The organism is Sphingomonas sp. 35-24ZXX, from assembly GCF_000786215.1.
Lineage (GTDB): Bacteria > Pseudomonadota > Alphaproteobacteria > Sphingomonadales > Sphingomonadaceae > Blastomonas.
Map to the genome: position 1 here is coordinate 234,618 of NZ_JROG01000009.1, position 18,256 is coordinate 252,873.

Annotated in this window: 20 protein-coding genes; 13 read left to right on the plus strand and 7 right to left on the minus strand. The window is 64.3% G+C overall.

From position 1 onward, the window contains the following. Positions 1-5: 5 nt before the first annotated feature. Both LI72_RS17205 and LI72_RS17210 read right to left on the minus strand, forming a co-directional pair. Entirely contained in the window at positions 6-956 is a 951-nt protein-coding gene (locus LI72_RS17205) for a MipA/OmpV family protein (RefSeq protein WP_033927152.1), read from the minus strand. 117 nt (positions 957-1,073) lie between these two features. Further along, on the minus strand, positions 1,074-2,447 hold the full coding sequence (locus LI72_RS17210; RefSeq protein WP_052130144.1) for a glycosyltransferase family 87 protein: 1,374 nt from the start codon (positions 2,445-2,447) through the stop codon (positions 1,074-1,076). Between the two features lie 244 nt (positions 2,448-2,691). Here LI72_RS17210 and LI72_RS17215 point away from each other — a divergent pair, with 244 nt between their 5' ends. The 5 genes from LI72_RS17215 (at position 2,692) to LI72_RS17235 (ending at position 6,552) form a co-directional block, all read left to right on the plus strand. Next, the gene (locus LI72_RS17215; RefSeq protein ID WP_033927153.1) at positions 2,692-4,284 is read left to right on the plus strand and encodes an isocitrate lyase; all 1,593 of its coding nucleotides are present in this window, start codon (positions 2,692-2,694) and stop codon (positions 4,282-4,284) included. 150 nt (positions 4,285-4,434) lie between these two features. Further along, positions 4,435-4,818: a VOC family protein gene (locus tag LI72_RS17220; RefSeq protein ID WP_033927154.1), complete on the plus strand. Its 384-nt coding sequence runs from the start codon at positions 4,435-4,437 to the stop codon at positions 4,816-4,818. A gap of 152 nt (positions 4,819-4,970) precedes the next feature. Beyond that, entirely contained in the window at positions 4,971-5,255 is a 285-nt protein-coding gene (locus LI72_RS17225) for a hypothetical protein (protein ID WP_033927155.1), read from the plus strand. A 286-nt stretch (positions 5,256-5,541) separates the two neighbouring features. After that, on the plus strand, positions 5,542-6,105 hold the full coding sequence (locus LI72_RS17230) for a hypothetical protein (protein WP_156139677.1): 564 nt from the start codon (positions 5,542-5,544) through the stop codon (positions 6,103-6,105). A 42-nt stretch (positions 6,106-6,147) separates the two neighbouring features. Then, the gene (locus LI72_RS17235) at positions 6,148-6,552 is read left to right on the plus strand and encodes a DUF2177 family protein (RefSeq protein WP_033927157.1); all 405 of its coding nucleotides are present in this window, start codon (positions 6,148-6,150) and stop codon (positions 6,550-6,552) included. Here the strand turns inward: LI72_RS17235 and ung are convergent. Next, complete coding sequence (ung, locus tag LI72_RS17240) at positions 6,549-7,265, minus strand: uracil-DNA glycosylase (RefSeq protein WP_231562517.1); 717 nt, start codon at positions 7,263-7,265, stop codon at positions 6,549-6,551. The two genes, LI72_RS17235 and ung, sit on opposite strands and share 4 nt — an antisense overlap. A gap of 131 nt (positions 7,266-7,396) precedes the next feature. On the opposite strand from ung, the gene LI72_RS17245 reads away from it, so the two are divergent. Beyond that, positions 7,397-7,777 carry a VOC family protein gene (locus LI72_RS17245; RefSeq protein ID WP_033927158.1) on the plus strand — a complete coding sequence of 127 codons (381 nt, stop codon included), beginning with the start codon at positions 7,397-7,399 and terminating at the stop codon, positions 7,775-7,777. A gap of 11 nt (positions 7,778-7,788) precedes the next feature. On the opposite strand, the gene LI72_RS17250 is transcribed toward LI72_RS17245, so the two are convergent. The 3 genes from LI72_RS17250 to LI72_RS17260 form a co-directional block, all read right to left on the minus strand. Further along, positions 7,789-8,544, minus strand: coding sequence for an SDR family NAD(P)-dependent oxidoreductase (locus LI72_RS17250; protein WP_033927159.1), 756 nt, complete (start codon positions 8,542-8,544; stop codon positions 7,789-7,791). Next, positions 8,541-9,725 carry an acyl-CoA dehydrogenase family protein gene (locus LI72_RS17255; RefSeq protein WP_052130146.1) on the minus strand — a complete coding sequence of 395 codons (1,185 nt, stop codon included), beginning with the start codon at positions 9,723-9,725 and terminating at the stop codon, positions 8,541-8,543. Before LI72_RS17255 ends, LI72_RS17250 begins: the two co-directional genes overlap by 4 nt. A 152-nt stretch (positions 9,726-9,877) precedes the next feature. After that, complete coding sequence (locus LI72_RS17260) at positions 9,878-11,011, minus strand: S41 family peptidase (protein ID WP_081985196.1); 1,134 nt, start codon at positions 11,009-11,011, stop codon at positions 9,878-9,880. Positions 11,012-11,096: 85 nt separating this feature from the next. On the opposite strand from LI72_RS17260, the gene LI72_RS19195 reads away from it, so the two are divergent. Then, positions 11,097-11,588 (plus strand): PadR family transcriptional regulator, encoded by a 492-nt coding sequence (locus tag LI72_RS19195; protein ID WP_052130148.1) that lies wholly within the window; start codon positions 11,097-11,099, stop codon positions 11,586-11,588. A gap of 125 nt (positions 11,589-11,713) precedes the next feature. Here the strand turns inward: LI72_RS19195 and LI72_RS20655 are convergent, their stop codons facing one another. Continuing rightward, a complete protein-coding gene (locus tag LI72_RS20655) occupies positions 11,714-12,475 on the minus strand; it encodes a cold-shock protein (protein WP_033927161.1) in 762 nt (253 codons plus the stop codon). Between the two features lie 476 nt (positions 12,476-12,951). On the opposite strand from LI72_RS20655, the gene LI72_RS17275 reads away from it, so the two are divergent. The 6 genes from LI72_RS17275 to rpoN all read left to right on the plus strand — a co-directional run bounded on the left by LI72_RS17275 (position 12,952) and on the right by rpoN (position 18,226). Beyond that, complete coding sequence (locus LI72_RS17275; protein WP_033927162.1) at positions 12,952-13,767, plus strand: TerC family protein; 816 nt, start codon at positions 12,952-12,954, stop codon at positions 13,765-13,767. Continuing rightward, positions 13,764-14,381, plus strand: coding sequence for a ribonuclease D (locus LI72_RS17280; protein WP_033927163.1), 618 nt, complete (start codon positions 13,764-13,766; stop codon positions 14,379-14,381). The genes LI72_RS17275 and LI72_RS17280 overlap by 4 nt, the downstream gene beginning before the upstream one ends. A gap of 65 nt (positions 14,382-14,446) precedes the next feature. Further along, complete coding sequence (gene lptC, locus LI72_RS17285; protein ID WP_033927164.1) at positions 14,447-15,088, plus strand: LPS export ABC transporter periplasmic protein LptC; 642 nt, start codon at positions 14,447-14,449, stop codon at positions 15,086-15,088. 23 nt (positions 15,089-15,111) lie between these two features. Next, positions 15,112-15,681, plus strand: coding sequence for an LptA/OstA family protein (locus LI72_RS17290; protein WP_156139683.1), 570 nt, complete (start codon positions 15,112-15,114; stop codon positions 15,679-15,681). Between the two features lie 184 nt (positions 15,682-15,865). After that, positions 15,866-16,648, plus strand: a complete 783-nt coding sequence (gene lptB / locus LI72_RS17295; protein ID WP_033927236.1) for an LPS export ABC transporter ATP-binding protein — start codon at positions 15,866-15,868, stop codon at positions 16,646-16,648. A 30-nt stretch (positions 16,649-16,678) separates the two neighbouring features. Continuing rightward, positions 16,679-18,226, plus strand: coding sequence for an RNA polymerase factor sigma-54 (rpoN, locus tag LI72_RS17300; RefSeq protein WP_033927165.1), 1,548 nt, complete (start codon positions 16,679-16,681; stop codon positions 18,224-18,226). Positions 18,227-18,256: the final 30 nt, after the last annotated feature.

Genomic DNA, 18,256 nt, shown 5'->3' on the forward strand with positions numbered 1-18,256 from the left:
CATGCTCAGAAGGTGTAGGTCAGCCCCGCACCACCGAAGAACTGATCGGCATCGCCGCGGATGGCGACGATCGGGCTGTCGGCGATGTCGCCCTGCAGCCGCGAATAGCTGCCCAGCACGAAGACCCCCCAGCCGCCGTCGAGCGCATTGCCCGACAGATCGAGGCCGATGAGCGCGCTGGTGCCGATCGACTTGAGGCCGCCACCCGCACGATAGCGGGGCAGGCCCGATGCGGCGCTGCCGGCGGCATCGATGCTGAAATAATAGTCGGCAAAATCGCCATCGACGAAATCGGCGGAGGCCGAGAGGTTGACGACGCCCTTGGTGCCGAGCAGCCGGTTGTAGCTGACCTGCGGGGTCAGGATCGCGCCCGAATGCGCGCCCGAAATGTCGAACAGCGCATCGGCCTGGAAGGTCAGGCTGTCGAAGCGGTTGAAGATGCGGTTGATCTTGACGCCGCCGCTCGCGCCGGTCTCGACCGCGATAGGACGATCGCCCAGCCGCTTGACCACGGTGTCGCGGATGCGATTGTTGCGCTCCAGCCGTGCCCGGATGATCGGCCCTGCGATATACTCGACCTTGGGCAGCACCGGGTCCTTGATCAGGTCGATGAACAGCCCGGGGCCGCGCGCGCCAAAGGCATAGCCCTTGTAATTGCCTTGCACCACGGGCGCGGGGAAGAAGACGTACTGGTCCGAGCCTTCATAGCTGGGCACGAAGCCGGCGCCGAGGCCCACGGTCATGTAGAAATCCTGCGCGAACACCGATTGCGACATCGCCGCTGCGGTCCCCAGCAGCCTGAGCTGTTCCGGCGTCGGGCCATAAGGCTTGGCCGCGGCCTCGCCCTGAGCTGGCGGCGCTTCGGGCGCCGGTGGCTGGTCGGCGGCGACCTGCGCCAGGGCAGGGCTGCTGACGCCCATAAGAAGGGCAAGGCACGCGATATTTCGGGCGATCATCGGGGACGTTCCATGAAAGGCTTGGCGCACACCTTGGGGGCAGGCGCATCGGGAGGGGACACCACGGTTCCGATATAATGCTGCGCTGCACCAAATCAAGCGCGCTGCGGTCGCGGCTCAGGCGGCCGGGACCGCTGGGGATGCAGCAGGCCCGGGGATGCTGTCCCGCCGGTCGCTGCGGGTGCCCGCGCGCGGCGCGCGGCTCAGCACCCGGGTCGCCAGCGCGATGACAGTGAGAAGGATCGGCCCCATCAGCGCAACCGGCAGTTGCTCGGAGCCAGACGCGGTAGAGGTCAGCGATGACCCTTCGCTCTCGATCGTTACCGCATGGAACAGCCCATAGCCGGTCCCGATCCAGACCAGGGCCAGCATCCCGGCCTGTTCGAGGGCGCTGGTCCGCTGCAACATGTCGGGCAGCACGAACGCCACCGCGAGGCCGAAGATCGTGAGATCATAGTCGTAGTTATAGGGGCTGAAGAACACGGTGGCGCAGCAGATCGCGGCGGCCAGCCGGTGCGGGGCCACCTGGCGTCGGCGCGCCAGCAGCACGGCCGCGATCGCCAGGATCGCGCCTGCAACCTGGATTGCCATCGCCGGTCCGGGGCCGCTCCCCAAAGTGTGCGCGGTCGCGTACAAAGATGTCATCCGGAACAGCTTGTACTGGCCCTCCGCCAGGAAACCGCTCGATTGCGCGACGCCCTCGAGAAATGCCGACCAGATGCCAAGGCCGAACACCAACGTGGGGACCAGCAGCAGGACCGCGACGGTTGCCGCCGCGATCGCGATCGTCTGCCAGCGGCGTTCCACCAGCGTTATCAGCGCAATGGCGACGGCCAGGTGCGGCTTGATCACCATCAGCCCGAGCGGCAGGCCCGCGCCGGGTTTGCGCCGGAAGAAGGCCAGCAGGAACAGGCCGATCAGCCCGCCGGTGAGAAATCCGTTCTGCCCTGTGCGCATCAGCAGCGGCAGCGTGGGCAGCATCACGATCAGCACGCCGGGCCAATAGATTCCCGCAATCCGCCGCAGCACCGCCAGGTACAGCATCAGGGTGGCAGAGATGAACAGCAGGAAGCCGACGCCAATCGGCAAGTTCGCCATCCCGGCGACAAACAGGGTGAACGGCGGCGGGTAGGTCCAGGGCATCATCGAGACCGTGCCGGTGAATTCGCGCTGCGCGGCCAGCATCGTCTCGAAGCGATAGGCGTCCTCTGCCCGGCCATCGAGCGCGAGCAGCCCGGCAATATGGAACGCATCATAGTCGGTCAGCACCTTCTGCATGCCGATCGTCTGCGGTGCCTGGAACTGGATGGCCGATATCACCGCCAGCATCGCCAGCACCACCAGGATGACGATGGCCAGCCGGACGCGCGTGAACAGGCTGTCTGCGGGGTCGCTTGCGGCTTCGGCGGCAAGCTCTGCCGCCAAGCCGATGTCGGGGCGGTGATCGGCAGGGTGCATTTCGGCATCGGGCATCGCGCGGGCATCCAGCATCCCGACCTATCAGCAGATCGGGGGTTATCGGCTTCTGGCTTAAGCCGGGAGCCCTTCCATAGGGTTAACAAATGCTGTCGGGCATTGTCACTAAATTTACAGATTTACAGTGGATCTGTTCGCAACTGCCGCAAAAATACAAGATAATATGCCGAATTGCGGGTGGTTTTGCCCGGGTCGGCGTATCTGACCCTTATGCAATGTCAATTTATGACATGCTCCGATTCGCAAGAGGTGACCTTCCATGTCTTATACCGACCAGATCCGTGCAAACGAACAGCTCATCGGCGGCCAGCAGGGCCGCTGGACCGGCATCAACCCTGAATCGGTTGCGCGCATGCAGCTGCAGAACCGCTTCAAGACCGGCCTCGATGTCGCGCGCTATACCGCCAAGATCATGCGCGAAGACATGGCCGCCTATGACGCGGACTCGTCGCAGTACACCCAGTCGCTGGGCTGCTGGCACGGTTTCATCGCGCAGCAGAAGATGATCGCGATCAAGAAGCATTTCGGCACCACCAAGCGCAAGTATCTGTATCTCTCGGGCTGGATGGTCGCCGCGCTGCGCAGCGAATTCGGTCCGCTGCCCGACCAGTCGATGCACGAGAAGACCAGCGTGCCCGCGCTGATCGAAGAGCTCTACACCTTCCTGCGCCAGGCCGATGCGCGCGAACTCGATCTGCTGTTCAGCGGCATCGACAAGGCGCGCGCCGCTGGCGACACCGCCAAGGAGCAGGAACTGCTGGCGCAGGTCGACAATTTCCAGACGCACGTCGTGCCGATCATCGCCGATATTGACGCCGGTTTCGGTAACGCCGAGGCGACCTATCTGCTCGCCAAGAAGATGATCGAAGCCGGCGCCTGCGCGCTGCAGATCGAAAACCAGGTGTCGGACGAAAAGCAGTGCGGTCACCAGGACGGCAAGGTCACCGTGCCGCATGAAGACTTCCTCGCGAAGATCCGCGCCTGCCGCTATGCGTTCCTCGAACTCGGCGTCGAAGATGGCATCATCGTCACCCGCACCGACTCGCTGGGCGCTGGCCTGACCAAGCAGATCGCGGTCAGCAACGAGCCGGGCGATCTGGGCGACCAGTACAACAGCTTCCTCGATTGCGAGGAAATCGACCCCACCACCGCGCGCAACGGCGACGTGATCCTCAACCGCAACGGCAAGCTGCTGCGTCCCAAGCGTCTGCCCAGCAACCTGTTCCAGTTCCGCGAAGGCACCGGCGAAGACCGCTGCGTCCTCGACAGCATCACCAGCTTGCAGAACGGCGCCGACCTGCTGTGGATCGAGACCGAAAAGCCGCACGTCGAGCAGATCGCCGGCATGATGGATCGCGTCCGCGAGGTCATCCCCAATGCCAAGCTGGTCTACAACAACTCGCCGTCGTTCAACTGGACGCTCAACTTCCGCCAGCAGGTCTATGACGCGATGGTCAAGGAAGGTCTGGACGTGTCCGAATACGACCGTGCCCAGCTGATGGACGCCAAGTATGATGATACCGAGCTTGGCATCGCCGCCGACAAGCGCATCCGCACCTTCCAGGCCGATGGTGCCAAGCGCGCAGGCATCTTCCATCACCTGATCACGCTGCCGACCTATCACACCGCAGCGCTCTCGACCGACAACCTGGCCAAGGAGTATTTCGGCGAAGCGGGCATGCTGGGCTATGTTCTGGGCGTGCAGCGTCAGGAACTGCGCCAGGGCATCGCCTGCGTGAAGCATCAGAACATGTCGGGCAGCGATATCGGCGATGCGCACAAGGAATATTTCGCTGGCGAAGCCGCGCTCAAGGCAGGCGGCGTCAACAACACGATGAACCAGTTCAGCTGAGCGGGCTGAAACGGTCAGACGACCGATAGAGTTTTCCTGGGGAGGAAAAGGTATAACCCGTCGGTGGCAACACCGGCGGGTTTTCCTTTGGCATCGTTCGGCCAGGCCATGGTATGGTTCCGGTGATTCCGGATCGGGGAGGGCATAACCATGGCAAAGGTCATCGGGCTGGGCGGCCTGTTTTTCAAATCGGCGGATACGGATGCGACCAGGGCCTGGTATGCCAGGGTGCTGGGGCTGGAGTTCGATGTCTGGGGCGGGCTGGTGTTCTCGCCGGACGTTGCCGCAGCGCATCCCGGGGCCGGCACGGTCTTCTCTCCGTTCAGCGCGGACACCGATTATTTCGCGCCGTCGGACAAGGAGTTCATGTTCAACCTGATGGTCGATGATCTCGACGCGATGCTGGCGCGCTGCGCGGCCGAGGGTGTGGAACCGGTCAAGCTCTTCCCGCCCGAACCCAATGGTCGCTTCGCCCACATCATGGACCCCGACGGCCGCAAGATCGAACTGTGGCAACCCCAGCCGATGGCGTGAGCGACACTGCGGGGTTGCGATACAATGATTGCAATGGGTTGGGCGTGATTGAGCTTGTTTCCCAATGTCAGCTATCCGCTCATTCAGGAAAAGAGCTGCCATGCAGCAAGCGACCCCATTGCGGACATTTGTATCCCGTGTTGAGTAGGGGCATGGACAGCTTCATTTACAACGTTTGGTTTTTCGACACCGAGGCGCACGAAGGGGACCAAGACCGCGAATGGATTGCCTGTTTCGCAATCCAAGCCATCACCGCCCAAGAAGCTCAGAGTTGGGGCGATAGGCTTGCAAAGGACCGCAGCCGACGTTTCCCAAAAGATACCTTTGTTAGGTCGTCGGAGGTACGCCAAACAGAGGTGAACGACGTCACTGATTGGTCAAGCATACCCCGCATCACCGCTGGTCAGAGTGCAACGGATACTGCCATTGGCTGGTGACGGACCGTCCGCAATCCACCCATGATCAGTCATTCGCGATCATGTCGCGCTGCGCCATAAGCTGACGTTCCGCGCACAGCCTGACAGCCTGATGTCACGCGACCTTGGAGAGAAAGCCTGTTATTTCAGAGGGATATTCTTTAGCAAACGCGCCGGGCCGTATTTTGTACTTGTTTCCAATGACTTAAAAACAGAGTCAATTGCCGGGGGCTGCGACCGTCGCTGCATCCACGCGGCGCGGCAGGGCGTAGCTTGGACCATCGATCACTCGAGGGGGATGACCTTGATGCGCCTGTTTGCTTACGCTGCCCTGATGCTCCTCTCCGCAGCGCCTGCGTTTGCGCAGAGCGCGCCCCCGCTCGATCTCGCCGCCGCGCGCGCGTCGCTGAACGGCGCATGGGAAGGCGAGCTGGAGTATCGCGATTACAGCGCGGACAGATGGTTCGGCATTCCGGTCAAGACGCGCATCACCGATCAGGGCGATGGCGCGACCACACTGCGCGCCTCCGATTTCGATGATGGCCCCAAGGTCGGCATCGTGCGGATCACGTCGGTCGAGCTGTTCGATGCCGCTGCCGCCACCTTGCAGGTCGGTACCTTTCGCAAAGGACGTACTGCGGAAACCATGACGTACAAGGTGTCGCTCGACCCCGCCTCGCGCGATCCGCTCCACTGGACGATGATCGAACAGGCCACGGGAGAGGATGACGAGCGCCCCGCAACGCTGCGCCTGACCACAGTGCGCGATGGCGACCGGGTCGAGACGCTGAAGGAGGTCGATTTTCTCGACGACGACAAGAGCGAATGGCTGACCCGCAACCGCACCCGCTTGACGCGCGTTGGCGACTGACCGCACATCTCACGCTCCCACTCGTCACGAAAAGGCTTCCCGATGCTCCGCTATGCTGCCGCCTATCTGTTCACCGGGCTTGCCTTTGCGCTGATCGACAGCGTGTGGCTCAAGACCATGGCCCCGCGCCTTTATCAGCCGATCCTGGGGGACATGCTCGCGCCGTCGTTCCGGCTGGCGCCGGCGGTGGTGTTCTATGTGCTGTATATCGCGGGTATCCAGATTTTCGCGGTCGTGCCCGCGCTGGCCGATGGCCGCTGGCAGACGGCGCTGGTCAAGGGCGCGCTGCTCGGCTTCTTCTGCTACATGACCTATGACCTCACCAACCAGGCGACACTGGCGACGTGGAGCACCAAGATCACCGTGCTCGACATCATCTGGGGCACGTTCCTCACCGGATCGTCGGCGCTGGCGGGCTTTGCGCTGACCCGGGCGATCTGGCGCTAAGGGGCTTCCGGCAGCGTCCAGTCGATCGGCGCCATTCCCTGCTCTTCGAGCCAGGCGTTGGCCTGGCTGAAATGCCCGCAGCCGAGGAACCCGCGGTGGGCAGAGAGCGGTGAGGGGTGCGGGGCCTTCAGCACCAGATGCCGGTTATCGACGCCCGCCGCCTTCTTCTGCGCATGCGAGCCCCAGAGCAGGAACGCCACCGGATGGTCGAGCGCATTGACGCGGGCAATCACCGCATCGGTGAACCTCTCCCAGCCGCGCCCCTGGTGTGATCCGGCATCGCCCATCTCCACCGTCAGCACCGCGTTGAGCAGCAGCACGCCCTGCTGCGCCCAGGGCTCCAGAAACCCATGCGAGGGGCGCGGGATACCAAGGTCGCGCTCCAGCTCCTTGTAGATGTTGAGCAGCGAGGGCGGCACCGGCACGCCCGGCTGCACGCTGAAGCACAGGCCGTGCGCCTGGCCGGGGCCATGATAGGGATCCTGCCCCAGGATCACCACGCGGACCTTCTCAGGCGGCGTCAGGTCGAGCGCGCGGAACCACTGGCTGCCGGGCGGGAAAATACGCTTTCCCGCTGCCTTTCGTTCGAGCAGGAAGCGCTTGAGCTCTGCCATATAGGGCGCGGCAAATTCGTCTGCCAGCGCGGCGCGCCATTGCGGGTCGAGCCGTACGGCCGCCTGTCCATCGTCACTGTCATCCATGCTGTCTGCCATGCCGCTCGCACCCCTGATGGGTCAAGCGCGGGGATGGCGAATGGACGCCCTTCGGTGTTACATTGGCCAGCGGTGCATCCGATTCGAGGGTCCGGCGACTCGAGGGTCCGGGCCAGAACGGGAGATGCCTGATGCCGCTTACCCATGCCAAGCCTGTCACCTTCATCAACACCGCCGATCGCAAGGCCAGCGAAGCGTTCTATCGCGATGTGGTCGGTTTGACGTTCGTCGGTGATGATGGCTTTGCCGCCGTGTTCGACCTGGCGGGCGCGGTGCTGCGCATTACCGAATTGCAGGGCTTCGCTGCCAGCCCGCATCCTGCGCTCGGCTGGACGGTCGATGATATCGAGGCGACGATGGAGCATCTGATCAGCCGCGGGGTGACGCCGACCATCTACGAAGGCTTCGGCCAGGACGCGCTTGGCATCTGGACCTCCCCCGATGGCGCGGCGCATGTGGCCTGGTTCAACGATCCCGACGGCAATGTGCTGAGCCTCGTGCAGGGCGGCTGATCGGCCCGCCGTTACAAGGATTGCACCAGATGCCCGCCATCGACGGTGAGGATGCTGCCGGTCATGAAGCGGCTGGCGTCTGACACAAGCAGCAGCAGCGGGCCGTCCAGATCGGGGAGCTCGCCATAACGGCGCATCGCGATGCGCTTGCGCAGCGGCTCGCCCGCCTCGCCCGAGAGCTGATCGCGGTTGATGTCGGTAAGGAAATAACCCGGTGCGATCGCATTGACCCGGATGTTGAAGCGCGCCAGCTCCATCGCAAGCTGCCGCGTCATGTGCAGCACGCCCGCCTTGGACATCGCATAGGGCCCGGTGCCCGCCGCGGTCTGGAAGCCGGTGATCGACGCGGTGTTGATGATGTTGCCGCCGCCTGCATCGCGCATCACCTTGGCCGCCTCGGTGGCGACGTTCCAGGCACCTTTCAGGTTGGTGTCCATCACGAAGTCATAATCAGCCTCGGTCTGGTCGAGCGCGCGCCGGGTTACCGCGACGCCTGCGTTGTTGATGCAGGTAGTGATCGCGCCCGCAGCCTGGATGCCTTCGCGCACCGAGCCAAGGTCGGCGACATCCATCCGCACCGCGCTGGCCTGGCCACCGGCGGTGGTGATCTCGGCCACCAGCGCTTCCAGCGCCTCCAGCCGGCGCGCAGCCACCACGACATGCGCACCGCAGCGCGCCAGCACACGCGCGAAATGCGCGCCAAAGCCCTCGCTCGATGCGCCGGTCACGAGAATGCGTTGGCAGGACAGATCGGCAGTCAGGCTCATGCAGCGGCTCCCTCGCTGGCGTGTTTATGGTCGCGCTTGATCTTCTTGGCGAGCGACCATTTGTGCACCTCGGTCGGGCCATCATAGATGCGGAAGGCGCGGATTTCGCGGAAGACCTGCTCGACGATGGTGTCGCCGCTGACCCCCTTGCCGCCCATCACCTGCACGCAGCGATCGGCGACGCGCATCAGCGCCTCGGACACCGCAACCTTGGTCATCGAGCTTTCGACCGTGCCCAGTTCCCCGGTATCGAGCACGCCCGCACACCAGGCGATCATCAGTTCGGCCTGTTTCAGGTCGATCAGGTTCTCCGCCAGCATGAAGCCGACGCCCTCGTGATCGACCAGAGGCTTGCCGAACGCGTGGCGGCGGCAGGCGTAATCGCTGGCGATTTCATGCGCTCTGGATGCCGCGCCATACCAGCGCATGCAGTGCGAAAGCCGGGCAGGGGAGAGCCGCACCTGCGCGTATTTGAAACCCTCGCCGCTCTGGCCCAGCATCTGATCGGCGGGCACGCGCAGGTTGTCGATCGCGATCACGGCATGGCCGCCGGGCATCGAGCTGTCGATGGTGTCGAGCACGCGTTCGATGCGGATCGCGGGGTCGGGCAGATCGACGAGGAACATGCATGCGCCGTCGTCCGATTTCGCCATGACGATGCCGACCTTCGCGCCTTCGGCCCCGGTGATGAACGCCTTGCGGCCGTTGATCACCCAATGGTTGCCGTCGAGCTTCGCGGTGGTCTGCATCATCGACGGGTCAGAGCCCGCACCGCCCTCGTCGGCCGGTTCGGTCATGAAAAACGCCGAGCGCGATTCGCCACTGACCAGCTGGTTCAGGAACCGTGCCTTCTGCTCGTCGCTCGCCATCTTGCCCAGCAGGTACATGTTGCCCTCGTCCGGCGCGGCGGTGTTGCACGCGACCGGACCCAAGGGCGACAGGCCCGATTTCTGCAGCACGATCGCGGTCTGCGCCTGGGTGAGGTGGCGGCCATCGGGCAGGATATGCGGTGTCATCACGCCGGCAGCGCGCGCGAGGCCGCGCATCTCCAGCACCAGTTCTTCCGAAGGCCCATGCGCGCCGCAGCGTGGGTCCTGCTCATAGGGCGCGATCACGTCGCGGACGAACCGTTCGACCTTCACGGCAATGGCATCGACTTCGGCGGCGGACAGATGGGACATGAACAACGCTCCCCGGATACGTGGTGTGTGCCGTCACCGGGTAACCATGCTGACGCGTTAATCAACTGATTAAATTGCCGGGGTGGGCGGCGGAGGTCCGATCGAAGGGTAGAGCGAAGCGTCAGGTTCGGGCAGGCGCGCCTGCCATGCCTTCAACCCCGCCTTCGGCCGGACATCGGCATCTGGGGGGCGAGCTTGAGCGAAAGCTGTGCCGCCGTGTCGGCTGGGACGCCGGACAGTGTCAGCGCCCTGACCAGCGCATCTTCGGGCGCCGTTTCGATGTCCGGAGCGATGCCTGTGCCTTCCCAATCCTTGCCGGTCGCAGGATCAAACGTGCGGCCGACCGGTATGAAGGCGGTGAAACCACCGCCCAGGTCCTGATCGCCGCCGAAATGGTTGGCGCCGGCCGTCGTGCCGCCGATCACCGTGGCGCGTTTGGTCTGCTTCAGCGCCAGCACGAAATGCTCCGCCGCAGACGCGCTGAACCCCGATGTCAGCACATAGACCTTGGCGTCCTGCAGTCGCGGGTCCGCATGGGGCGTCACCCAGTGTTCGCGTGTCACGAACGCAGGGTCACCCTGGACGGTCCGCAAGCTGGCGACACCTGCAATCGGTGAGCCGCCAGCCTCGTCGACTGATTTGCGCGTGGCCATCGTCACGAGATGGGTGGGCTTCGCAAAGAGCCACGGGAACAAGGCGTCCATTTCGTCCAGTCCGCCGCCGCCGTGGGTCCGCAGATCGAAGATGATCGCCTTGGCATCGGCATGGGTTTCCATGAACTTGCGCGCGGCTTCGGTCGCTTCGGAGCCGCCGGGGAAACCGTTGAAACGGACAAAGGCGATGCCTGGCGCGATCCAGCCGGCATGCTCGATTGCAGGCGGCCGTGCCATGCGCACCATCACCGGTCTGCCGGATGGCACCGGGCCAGCCGCATCGGCGGGCCGTTGCATGATGATCTGCGGACCGCCGCCCATGCCGCCGAACATCACCCGCAAGTGACCATCTGCCGCAGCGCCTTGCAGATCGTCGGAGAGCTTTCTGGCAAGCGCGACGTCCTGAAGGTCATCATAGGCACCCCGGTCCGCCTGGGCGCGAAGCGCGTCTGCATAGCGCCTGGCCTGACCGGGATAGACGAAGTCCGATTCCAGGCGCTTTGCCAGATCCCGTGCCAATGCGCGTTGATCGACCTTGGTCTGCGGGATGGAAAGGGGGGCATCGGCCGTCTGCGCGCCAAGGCTGGGCGCACAGGCAACCAGGGACATCACGACACCAGCCAGCAAACGCATTCTCACCCTCCATATATTACGATTCGTAATATGTTGACAGAAGTGGCGCGGAGGGTCAAGAAGCAGCGTGACACGGGGGACCGGAATGCTGACCAACCTTGAAGGCGCGGCCTTGGCCGAGATTGCGAGCCGGGGCGCCGCCACGTCCTATGCGATCGCGCGGGTCTTTGCCCGTTCGCCATCGGAATACTGGTCGGGGTCTGCCGGCGCGGTCTATCCGCTGATCAAGCGGCTGGCCGCGCGCGGTCTGTTGCAGCCCAGCGCGGCGGCTGAGGGCAGGCGCCAGCGGCTGGATTACCAGATCACGGACGCAGGACGCGTTGCACTGGAAGAGTGGTTGCTCGATGCGCAAAGCGCGGCTGGCATGGGGTTCGATCCCCTGCGCACCCGGCTTGGCCATCTGCATCTGGTGTCGCCGGAAAAGCGCGAGGACTTTCTGATGCAGGTTCGGGCGATTTCCGAAGCCTTCGCGCAGCGACCGGCCTTTGAAGGCGAGCCCAGGATGATCGCGATCCACCAGTCGTGGCTCAAGGCGCGGGCGATGTGGCTCGCGATGCTCGATGCCGTGATCAAATAGACCAGCCTCGCGGGCCACAACAGGTCACTGTCATGGGCGCGACCCGCACAAAAAACCCCGCCGCGCCGGAAGCGCAGGCGGGGTTTCGTGTCTCTTGTCCGAGCCCTTGCAGGCCAAGCGCCCGATCAATCGTGGTGCGCGACCAGATTGACGGCGGAGTGCTTGCCGCGACGGTCGACTTCGAGGTCGAACTCGAGGCGGTCACCCTGGTTGAGGCCGGCCATGCCAGCACGTTCGACCGCGCTGATGTGGACGAACGCATCGGGCTGGCCGTCGTCGCGGGTGATGAAGCCGAAGCCCTTCATGGAGTTGAAGAACTTGACGGTTCCGGTCGCACGCTCGCCGGTGAGTTCGCGCCGCGGCGCTTCGCCACGCGGAGCACGCTCGCCGCGGTCACCACCGCCGCCACCTTCGCTCACGGGGATCAGCTCGCCATCGACCTTGAGGTCGCTGGCCGAAACCTTGCCGCCACGATCGACGAGGGTGAATTCCAGACCCTGGCCTTCAGCGAGGTTGGACAGGCCGGCACGTTCGACGGCACTGATGTGCACGAACACGTCTTCGCCGCCATCTTCACGCTGAATGAAGCCGAAGCCCTTCTGCGCGTTGAAGAATTTGACCTTGCCCTTGGCTTCGCCGACCACCTGGGTGGGCATGCCGCCAAAGCCGCCGCTGCGCGGAGCGCCGCCACCGCCGCCAGGTCCGCGCGGGGCACCAAAGCCGCCGCCGCCTGCGGGAGCACCGTATCCGCCGCCGCCACCGCCGCCGCCGAAGCGGTCACGATCGCCATATGCAGGCGGAGGCGAAAAAGCGTCGAAATCATCCTCGCCAAATCTGTCGCGTTTGTCCCGGCCCCTGCCGCCGCGCCGACCCCTGTCAAAACTCATGCCGAACTATTCACTTTCAATGTCGTCCTGGATCATTCGCTCAAGAACAGGGCGGACGTGAACCCCATCACTCAACTTCAGGCCTGTATCCGGGCGATCCGCGATGGAACCATGCCAGCCGCCGTGAATACATCACAAAACTTAATACACCCCAACACAGATCAGCATGAAACGGTGACTTTTCGACAACGCCACCGGTCCTTGCCGACCAGAAATCTGTGGAAGACTGCAAATCCATGCTTGCACATGGCGAGGTGCCCGCGACAGGCACGTACTTCCAAGTGATTCTCTTAACCCAAATCGCGATCAATGGCGAACGATAAATGGCCAGCTTTGCGGCTTTACCGCGCCGTTGGAGCGGTCTGGCGCGATCGACGAACAATGCGCGGTGCGCATGGCGACAACGCCCGCAAAATCCGCCCGGCGCCGCGCCGTCAGGCCTTGCCATGCCCCAGCCGGTGCGGCAATTGGGTCCGATGGACAGCATCATCCCCCTGTTGAGTGACCCGGCCGCCTGGGCCGCGCTCGTCACCCTCGTCATCCTGGAAGTCGTGCTTGGCATCGACAACCTCATCTTCATCTCGATTCTGTCGAACAAGCTGCCTGCCCACCAGCAGCAGACCGCGCGCCGCGTCGGCATCGGGCTGGCGCTGATCATGCGGCTGGCGTTGCTGTCGATGATCGCCTTCATCGTCTCGCTGACGACGCCGGTGTTCGATCTGGGCATCACTGGGGCGCCCGGCCAACATGGCGAACCGACCTTCGAGACGCAGTTCTCGTGGCGCGACCTCATCCTGATCGCGGGCGGCCTGTTCCTGGTGTGGAAGGCTACCAAGGAGATCCACCACAGCGTCGATGACGAGCCTTCGGGCGAGGCGCTGGACAAGAAGGGCAAGGCGGCGCTCGGCTTCGGCTCGGCCATCGTGCAGATCATCGCGCTCGACATGGTGTTCTCGATCGATTCGATCCTGACCGCAGTCGGCATGACCGACGATGTGCCGATCATGATGGCCGCGGTGATCATCACCGTCGGCGTCATGCTGGTGGCGGCCGATCCGCTGGCCAATTTCATCAACCGCAACCCCACGGTGGTGATGCTGGCGCTGGGCTTCCTGCTGATGATCGGCGCGGTGCTGATCGCCGACGGCTTCGGCGTGCACGTGCCCAAGGGTTATATCTATGCCGCGATGGCTTTTTCTGCGATGGTGGAAGCCCTCAATATCTGGGCCCGCAATGGCCGGGAGAAGAAACGCGGCAATTCGCCGAGCACCAACAACGGCGAGACAGCATGAGCGTATATTTCCACGAAGAAGACCTGCCTGCCGATGTGCTCGCCCCTGGCCCGGTGGCGGTGGATACCGAAACCATGGGGCTGATCACCCCGCGCGACCGGCTGTGCCTTGTGCAGATTTCCGACGGCAGAGGTGACGAGCATCTGGTGCGGTTCAAGCCCGGCAGCGACTATGCCGCGCCCAATCTGCGCGCCGTGCTCGCCGACCCCGAGCGGCTGAAGCTTTATCACTTCGCGCGGTTCGATCTGGCGGCGATCAAGCACTATCTGGGCGTGGTGGCAGCCCCGGTGTTCTGCACCAAGATCGCCTCGCGGCTGATCCGCACCTATACCGACCGGCATGGGCTGAAGGAGCTGGTGCGAGAGGTTCTGGGCAAGGAACTGAGCAAGGTGCAGCAGTCCAGCGACTGGGGCGCGCCCGATATCAACGATGCACAGCGCGACTATGCCGCGAGCGATGTGCGCTTTCTGCACGCGCTGCACGCGGCGATGGAAGTACGGCTGGAACGCGAAGGCCGGCGCGAAATCGCGCAAGCCTGTTTCGACTTCCTGCCCGCGCGGGCCGAGCTGGACCTCGCCGGCTGGCCGGAAATTGATATTTTCGCCCACGCTTAATATATCGCGCTCCACACCCGACCCCCGTTCATCGCGGGTTCCCACTGCTCAGGCTTAATCGGCACATGACCCAGCGCGCAGACCAGATTCGCAACCGCCGCCAGCTGTTCGCTGCGCCCGGCAGCAGCCACGACCGGCTGGTGCGCGTGCTCGGCACGGTTCTGCCGGCCGCGATCGGCGTGCTGGTGGCGTTCCTCGCGCTTGCGCCTTTGCTCCGCAATACCGAGGTCAGCTTCCTGCTCGACAAGAACCAGGTGGAAATCGCGCGCGAACGCATGCGCGTCACCCAGGCGCTGTATCGCGGGCAGGACAGCGACGGCCGCCCGTTCTCGCTCGAGGCGGGGTCGGCGGTGCAGAAAAGCTCGCGCAATCCGGTGGTGGAGATGAACGATCTGGCCGCGCGCATCCTGCTGAAGGAAGGCCCCGGGGTGCTCGAGGCAGGGCGTGGCAACTACAACATGGATACCGAACAGGTCTCGATCGTAGGGCCGGTGCAGTTCAGCTCGGCCAATGGCTATCGCATGGTGACACGCGATGTGGACATCGATCTGCCCGATCGCAGCATGGTCAGCCGGGGTGAGGTGACGGGTCGCTTGCCGACTGGCACTTTCCGTGCCGACCGGCTAAAGGCCGATCTGGCCGAGCGCACGGTCACGCTGGAAGGCCGCGCGCGGCTGCGGATGACCCAGGGCGGATTGCCCCGGTGAGGATCAGGAAGACGGGATTGAACATGCGGTTTGCGGGCACGATTTCGACGGTCGCCAGGCGCGCGATGCTGGCCGGATCGGCTGGCGGTGTCGCGCTGGCAGCACTGCTGCTGGCTCCGGCCACCGTCACGGCGCAATCGCTGATGAACCACAACAGCAACGCGCCGGTCGATTATGCCGCCGACCGGATCGAACTGCAGGACCGCGCCAACCGCGTGCTGCTGTCGGGCAATGTCGACATCACCCAGGCCGGGCTTCGCCTGCAGGCGGCGCGGATGACCGTTGCCTATCGCAACGCCGGCGGCATCGAGATCGAGCGGATCGACGCCAATGGCGGCGTGGTCGTCACCAAGGGTGAAGAGCGCGCCAGCGGCAATGTCGGCATCTATGATTTCAACAAGCGGATCATCACGCTGATCGGCAATGTCGCGCTGCGTCAGGGCGGCAACACCCTGAACGGCGGCCGCATGGTGATCGACCTCACCACCGGGCGTTCGACCGTGGATGGCCGTTCGGCAGGCGGTGCGCCCGGGCAGACCGGGTCTGCCGGTGGCCGGGTCTCGGGCACCTTCTCGGTCCCCAAGCGCGATTGATCTCCGGCACGAAAACCTGCCCAGAGTCTTCTGGGGGAAGTTCGGAATATCAATTTCGTCCACCCATGCATAAATCCTGCCAACACGTGAATATGGCCGGTTTTCATCGCCTTGTTCCGTGCTATGGGAAGGCAAGACAGCAGGTGCGGCCATGGCCGGCCGGCACGGTTTGCAGGAAGTCATGATGAACGATGTCGCCCCCCAAGGCCTGCTCAGCGGCACCGCCGCCGATCCCTATGCCTCGACCGATGGCCTGAACGTCGTTTCGATCGCCAAGAGCTATGACAAGAAGGTTGTGCTGTCCGATGTCTCGCTGCATGTCGCCAAGGGCGAGGTGCTGGGTCTGCTCGGCCCCAATGGCGCGGGCAAGACGACGTGCTTCTATTCGATCATGGGGCTGGTGAAGCCCAATTCGGGGCGCATCATGCTCGATGGCGTCGATATCACCCCGCTGCCGATGTACCGCCGCTCGATTCTGGGGCTGGGCTATCTGCCGCAGGAAACCTCGATCTTCCGCGGCATGACGGTCGAACAGAACATCAAGGCGGTGCTTGAACTGGTCGAGCCCGAAGTGGCCGCCCGGTCCGAGCGGCTGGAGACGCTGCTCGACGAATTCGGTCTCACCCGGCTGCGCAGTTCGCCTGCGATGGCGCTTTCGGGCGGTGAACGCAGGCGGTGCGAAATTGCGCGCGCGCTGGCCGCGAGCCCTTCGATCATCCTGCTCGACGAGCCGTTTGCGGGCATCGATCCCCTGTCGATCGCCGACATCCGCGACCTGATCAAGCAGCTGAAATCGCGCGGCATCGGCGTGCTGATCACCGATCACAACGTCCGCGAAACGCTCGACATCGTCGATCGCGCCTGCATCATCTATGACGGCCAGGTGCTGTTCGCCGGCACGCCCGAAGCTCTGGTGGCGGACGAGAATGTCCGCCGGCTGTATCTGGGTGAAGGCTTCGCGCTGTAATGAGACGCCGGGGGGCCAGGGACTAAATCGATGGCATTGGGCCCGCGCCTTGACCTGAGGCAGAGCCAGTCGCTGGTGATGACGCCGCAGTTGCAGCAGGCGATCCGGCTGCTGGCGCTGTCGAATATCGAAATCGAGGCATTCATCGGCGAGGAGCTCGAGCGCAACCCGCTGCTCGAACTGGGCGGCGAGGAGCCGGGCAGCGAGATCGGCATGACCGGGGTCGATGCGGTGTTCGATGCACCGCCTGCGCCGCCTTCAGATGGCGATCCTGCAGGCAGCGACGAGCTGATCGGTGCCGGCATGGGCGAGGCGGACCGCCCGCTCGACATGGACCTCAACGGCGAGGTCTTCCACCATGACAGCGTCAGCGACTGCCCCGAGCGGATGGCGGGCGAGGCGAGCGGCGGGCTCGACGGCGCGCTGTCGCTCAACGACATCTCCACCGGCGGCGCCGGCGACAGCGACGGCTGGGAAGACTCGCTCGAATACGACCTGTCGCTGCGCGAGCATCTGCACGCGCAGGCGGGAATCGTGCTCTCGGGCACCCTGCTGTTCATTGGCCGCCATCTGATCGAGCTGATCGACGAAAACGGCTATCTGCGCGGTGACCTGCTGCAGGTCTCGCACCAGCTGGGCGTTCCACTGGGCGAGGTCGAGGCCGCGCTGGCCGCAGTGCAGACGCTCGACCCGACCGGCGTGGGCGCGCGCGATCTGGCCGAATGCCTCGCGCTGCAGGCCAAGGAAGCCGATCGCTATGACCCGTGCATGGCGCGGCTGATCGACAATCTGGAACTGCTGGCGCGCGGCGCGCTGCCCCAGCTCAAGCGCATCTGCCGGGTCGACGACGAGGATCTCGCCGATATGATCGCCGAGCTGCGCCAGTACGATCCCAAGCCCGGCAGCCGCTTTGGCGGATCGACGATCGAGGCCGTGGTGCCCGATCTGTTCGTGCTCGAACGCGAAGGCAAATGGATCATCGAGATCAACAGCGCGACCTTGCCGCGGCTGCTGGTCAACCGCAGCTATCATGTCTCGCTCACCGGTGGACGGCCCGACGCCAAGTCCAAGGCCTGGCTGAGCGAATGCCTGGCCGAGGCGAACTGGCTGGTGAAGGCGCTCGACCAGCGCCAGCGCACGATCATCAAGGTGGCGAGCGAGATCGTCAAGCAGCAGGAAGGCTTCTTCCGGCACGGCGTCACCCACTTGCGTCCGCTGACCTTGCGCAGCGTCGCCGATGCGATCGAGATGCACGAATCGACCGTCAGCCGCGTCACCAGCCACAAGTATCTGAGCTGCGCGCGCGGACTGTTCGAACTCAAATACTTCTTCACCAGCGCGATCCAGGCGACCGATGGCGGCGATGCGGTGTCCGCCTCGGCGGTGAAGAGCCATATCAAGGCGCTGATCGACGAGGAGGATGCCAAGAACATCCTCTCCGACGATCAGCTGGTCGATCTGCTCAAGGAGCGCGGCTTCGACATCGCGCGGCGCACCGTGGCGAAGTACCGCGAGGCGCTGGGCCTTGGATCATCGGTGCAACGCCGCCGCCAGAAGAAGCTGCAGGGCGCACGGTGACACGCTCTCCCTTCCCGCCAGCGGGAAGAG

Bases quoted from the DNA above. Each gene is read 5' to 3' on its own strand.
- LI72_RS17205 (WP_033927152.1), bottom strand. From the start codon at position 956: ATGATCGCCCGAAATATCGCGTGCCTTGCCCTTCTTATGGGCGTCAGC.
- LI72_RS17210 (WP_052130144.1), bottom strand. From the start codon at position 2,447: ATGCTGGATGCCCGCGCGATGCCCGATGCCGAAATGCACCCTGCCGAT.
- LI72_RS17215 (WP_033927153.1), top strand. From the start codon at position 2,692: ATGTCTTATACCGACCAGATCCGTGCAAACGAACAGCTCATCGGCGGC.
- LI72_RS17220 (WP_033927154.1), top strand. From the start codon at position 4,435: ATGGCAAAGGTCATCGGGCTGGGCGGCCTGTTTTTCAAATCGGCGGAT.
- LI72_RS17225 (WP_033927155.1), top strand. From the start codon at position 4,971: ATGGACAGCTTCATTTACAACGTTTGGTTTTTCGACACCGAGGCGCAC.
- LI72_RS17230 (WP_156139677.1), top strand. From the start codon at position 5,542: ATGCGCCTGTTTGCTTACGCTGCCCTGATGCTCCTCTCCGCAGCGCCT.
- LI72_RS17235 (WP_033927157.1), top strand. From the start codon at position 6,148: ATGCTCCGCTATGCTGCCGCCTATCTGTTCACCGGGCTTGCCTTTGCG.
- ung (WP_231562517.1), bottom strand. From the start codon at position 7,265: ATGGCAGACAGCATGGATGACAGTGACGATGGACAGGCGGCCGTACGG.
- LI72_RS17245 (WP_033927158.1), top strand. From the start codon at position 7,397: ATGCCGCTTACCCATGCCAAGCCTGTCACCTTCATCAACACCGCCGAT.
- LI72_RS17250 (WP_033927159.1), bottom strand. From the start codon at position 8,544: ATGAGCCTGACTGCCGATCTGTCCTGCCAACGCATTCTCGTGACCGGC.
- LI72_RS17255 (WP_052130146.1), bottom strand. From the start codon at position 9,725: ATGTCCCATCTGTCCGCCGCCGAAGTCGATGCCATTGCCGTGAAGGTC.
- LI72_RS17260 (WP_081985196.1), bottom strand. From the start codon at position 11,011: ATGCGTTTGCTGGCTGGTGTCGTGATGTCCCTGGTTGCCTGTGCGCCC.
- LI72_RS19195 (WP_052130148.1), top strand. From the start codon at position 11,097: ATGCTGACCAACCTTGAAGGCGCGGCCTTGGCCGAGATTGCGAGCCGG.
- LI72_RS20655 (WP_033927161.1), bottom strand. From the start codon at position 12,475: ATGAGTTTTGACAGGGGTCGGCGCGGCGGCAGGGGCCGGGACAAACGC.
- LI72_RS17275 (WP_033927162.1), top strand. From the start codon at position 12,952: ATGGACAGCATCATCCCCCTGTTGAGTGACCCGGCCGCCTGGGCCGCG.
- LI72_RS17280 (WP_033927163.1), top strand. From the start codon at position 13,764: ATGAGCGTATATTTCCACGAAGAAGACCTGCCTGCCGATGTGCTCGCC.
- lptC (WP_033927164.1), top strand. From the start codon at position 14,447: ATGACCCAGCGCGCAGACCAGATTCGCAACCGCCGCCAGCTGTTCGCT.
- LI72_RS17290 (WP_156139683.1), top strand. From the start codon at position 15,112: ATGCGGTTTGCGGGCACGATTTCGACGGTCGCCAGGCGCGCGATGCTG.
- lptB (WP_033927236.1), top strand. From the start codon at position 15,866: ATGAACGATGTCGCCCCCCAAGGCCTGCTCAGCGGCACCGCCGCCGAT.
- rpoN (WP_033927165.1), top strand. From the start codon at position 16,679: ATGGCATTGGGCCCGCGCCTTGACCTGAGGCAGAGCCAGTCGCTGGTG.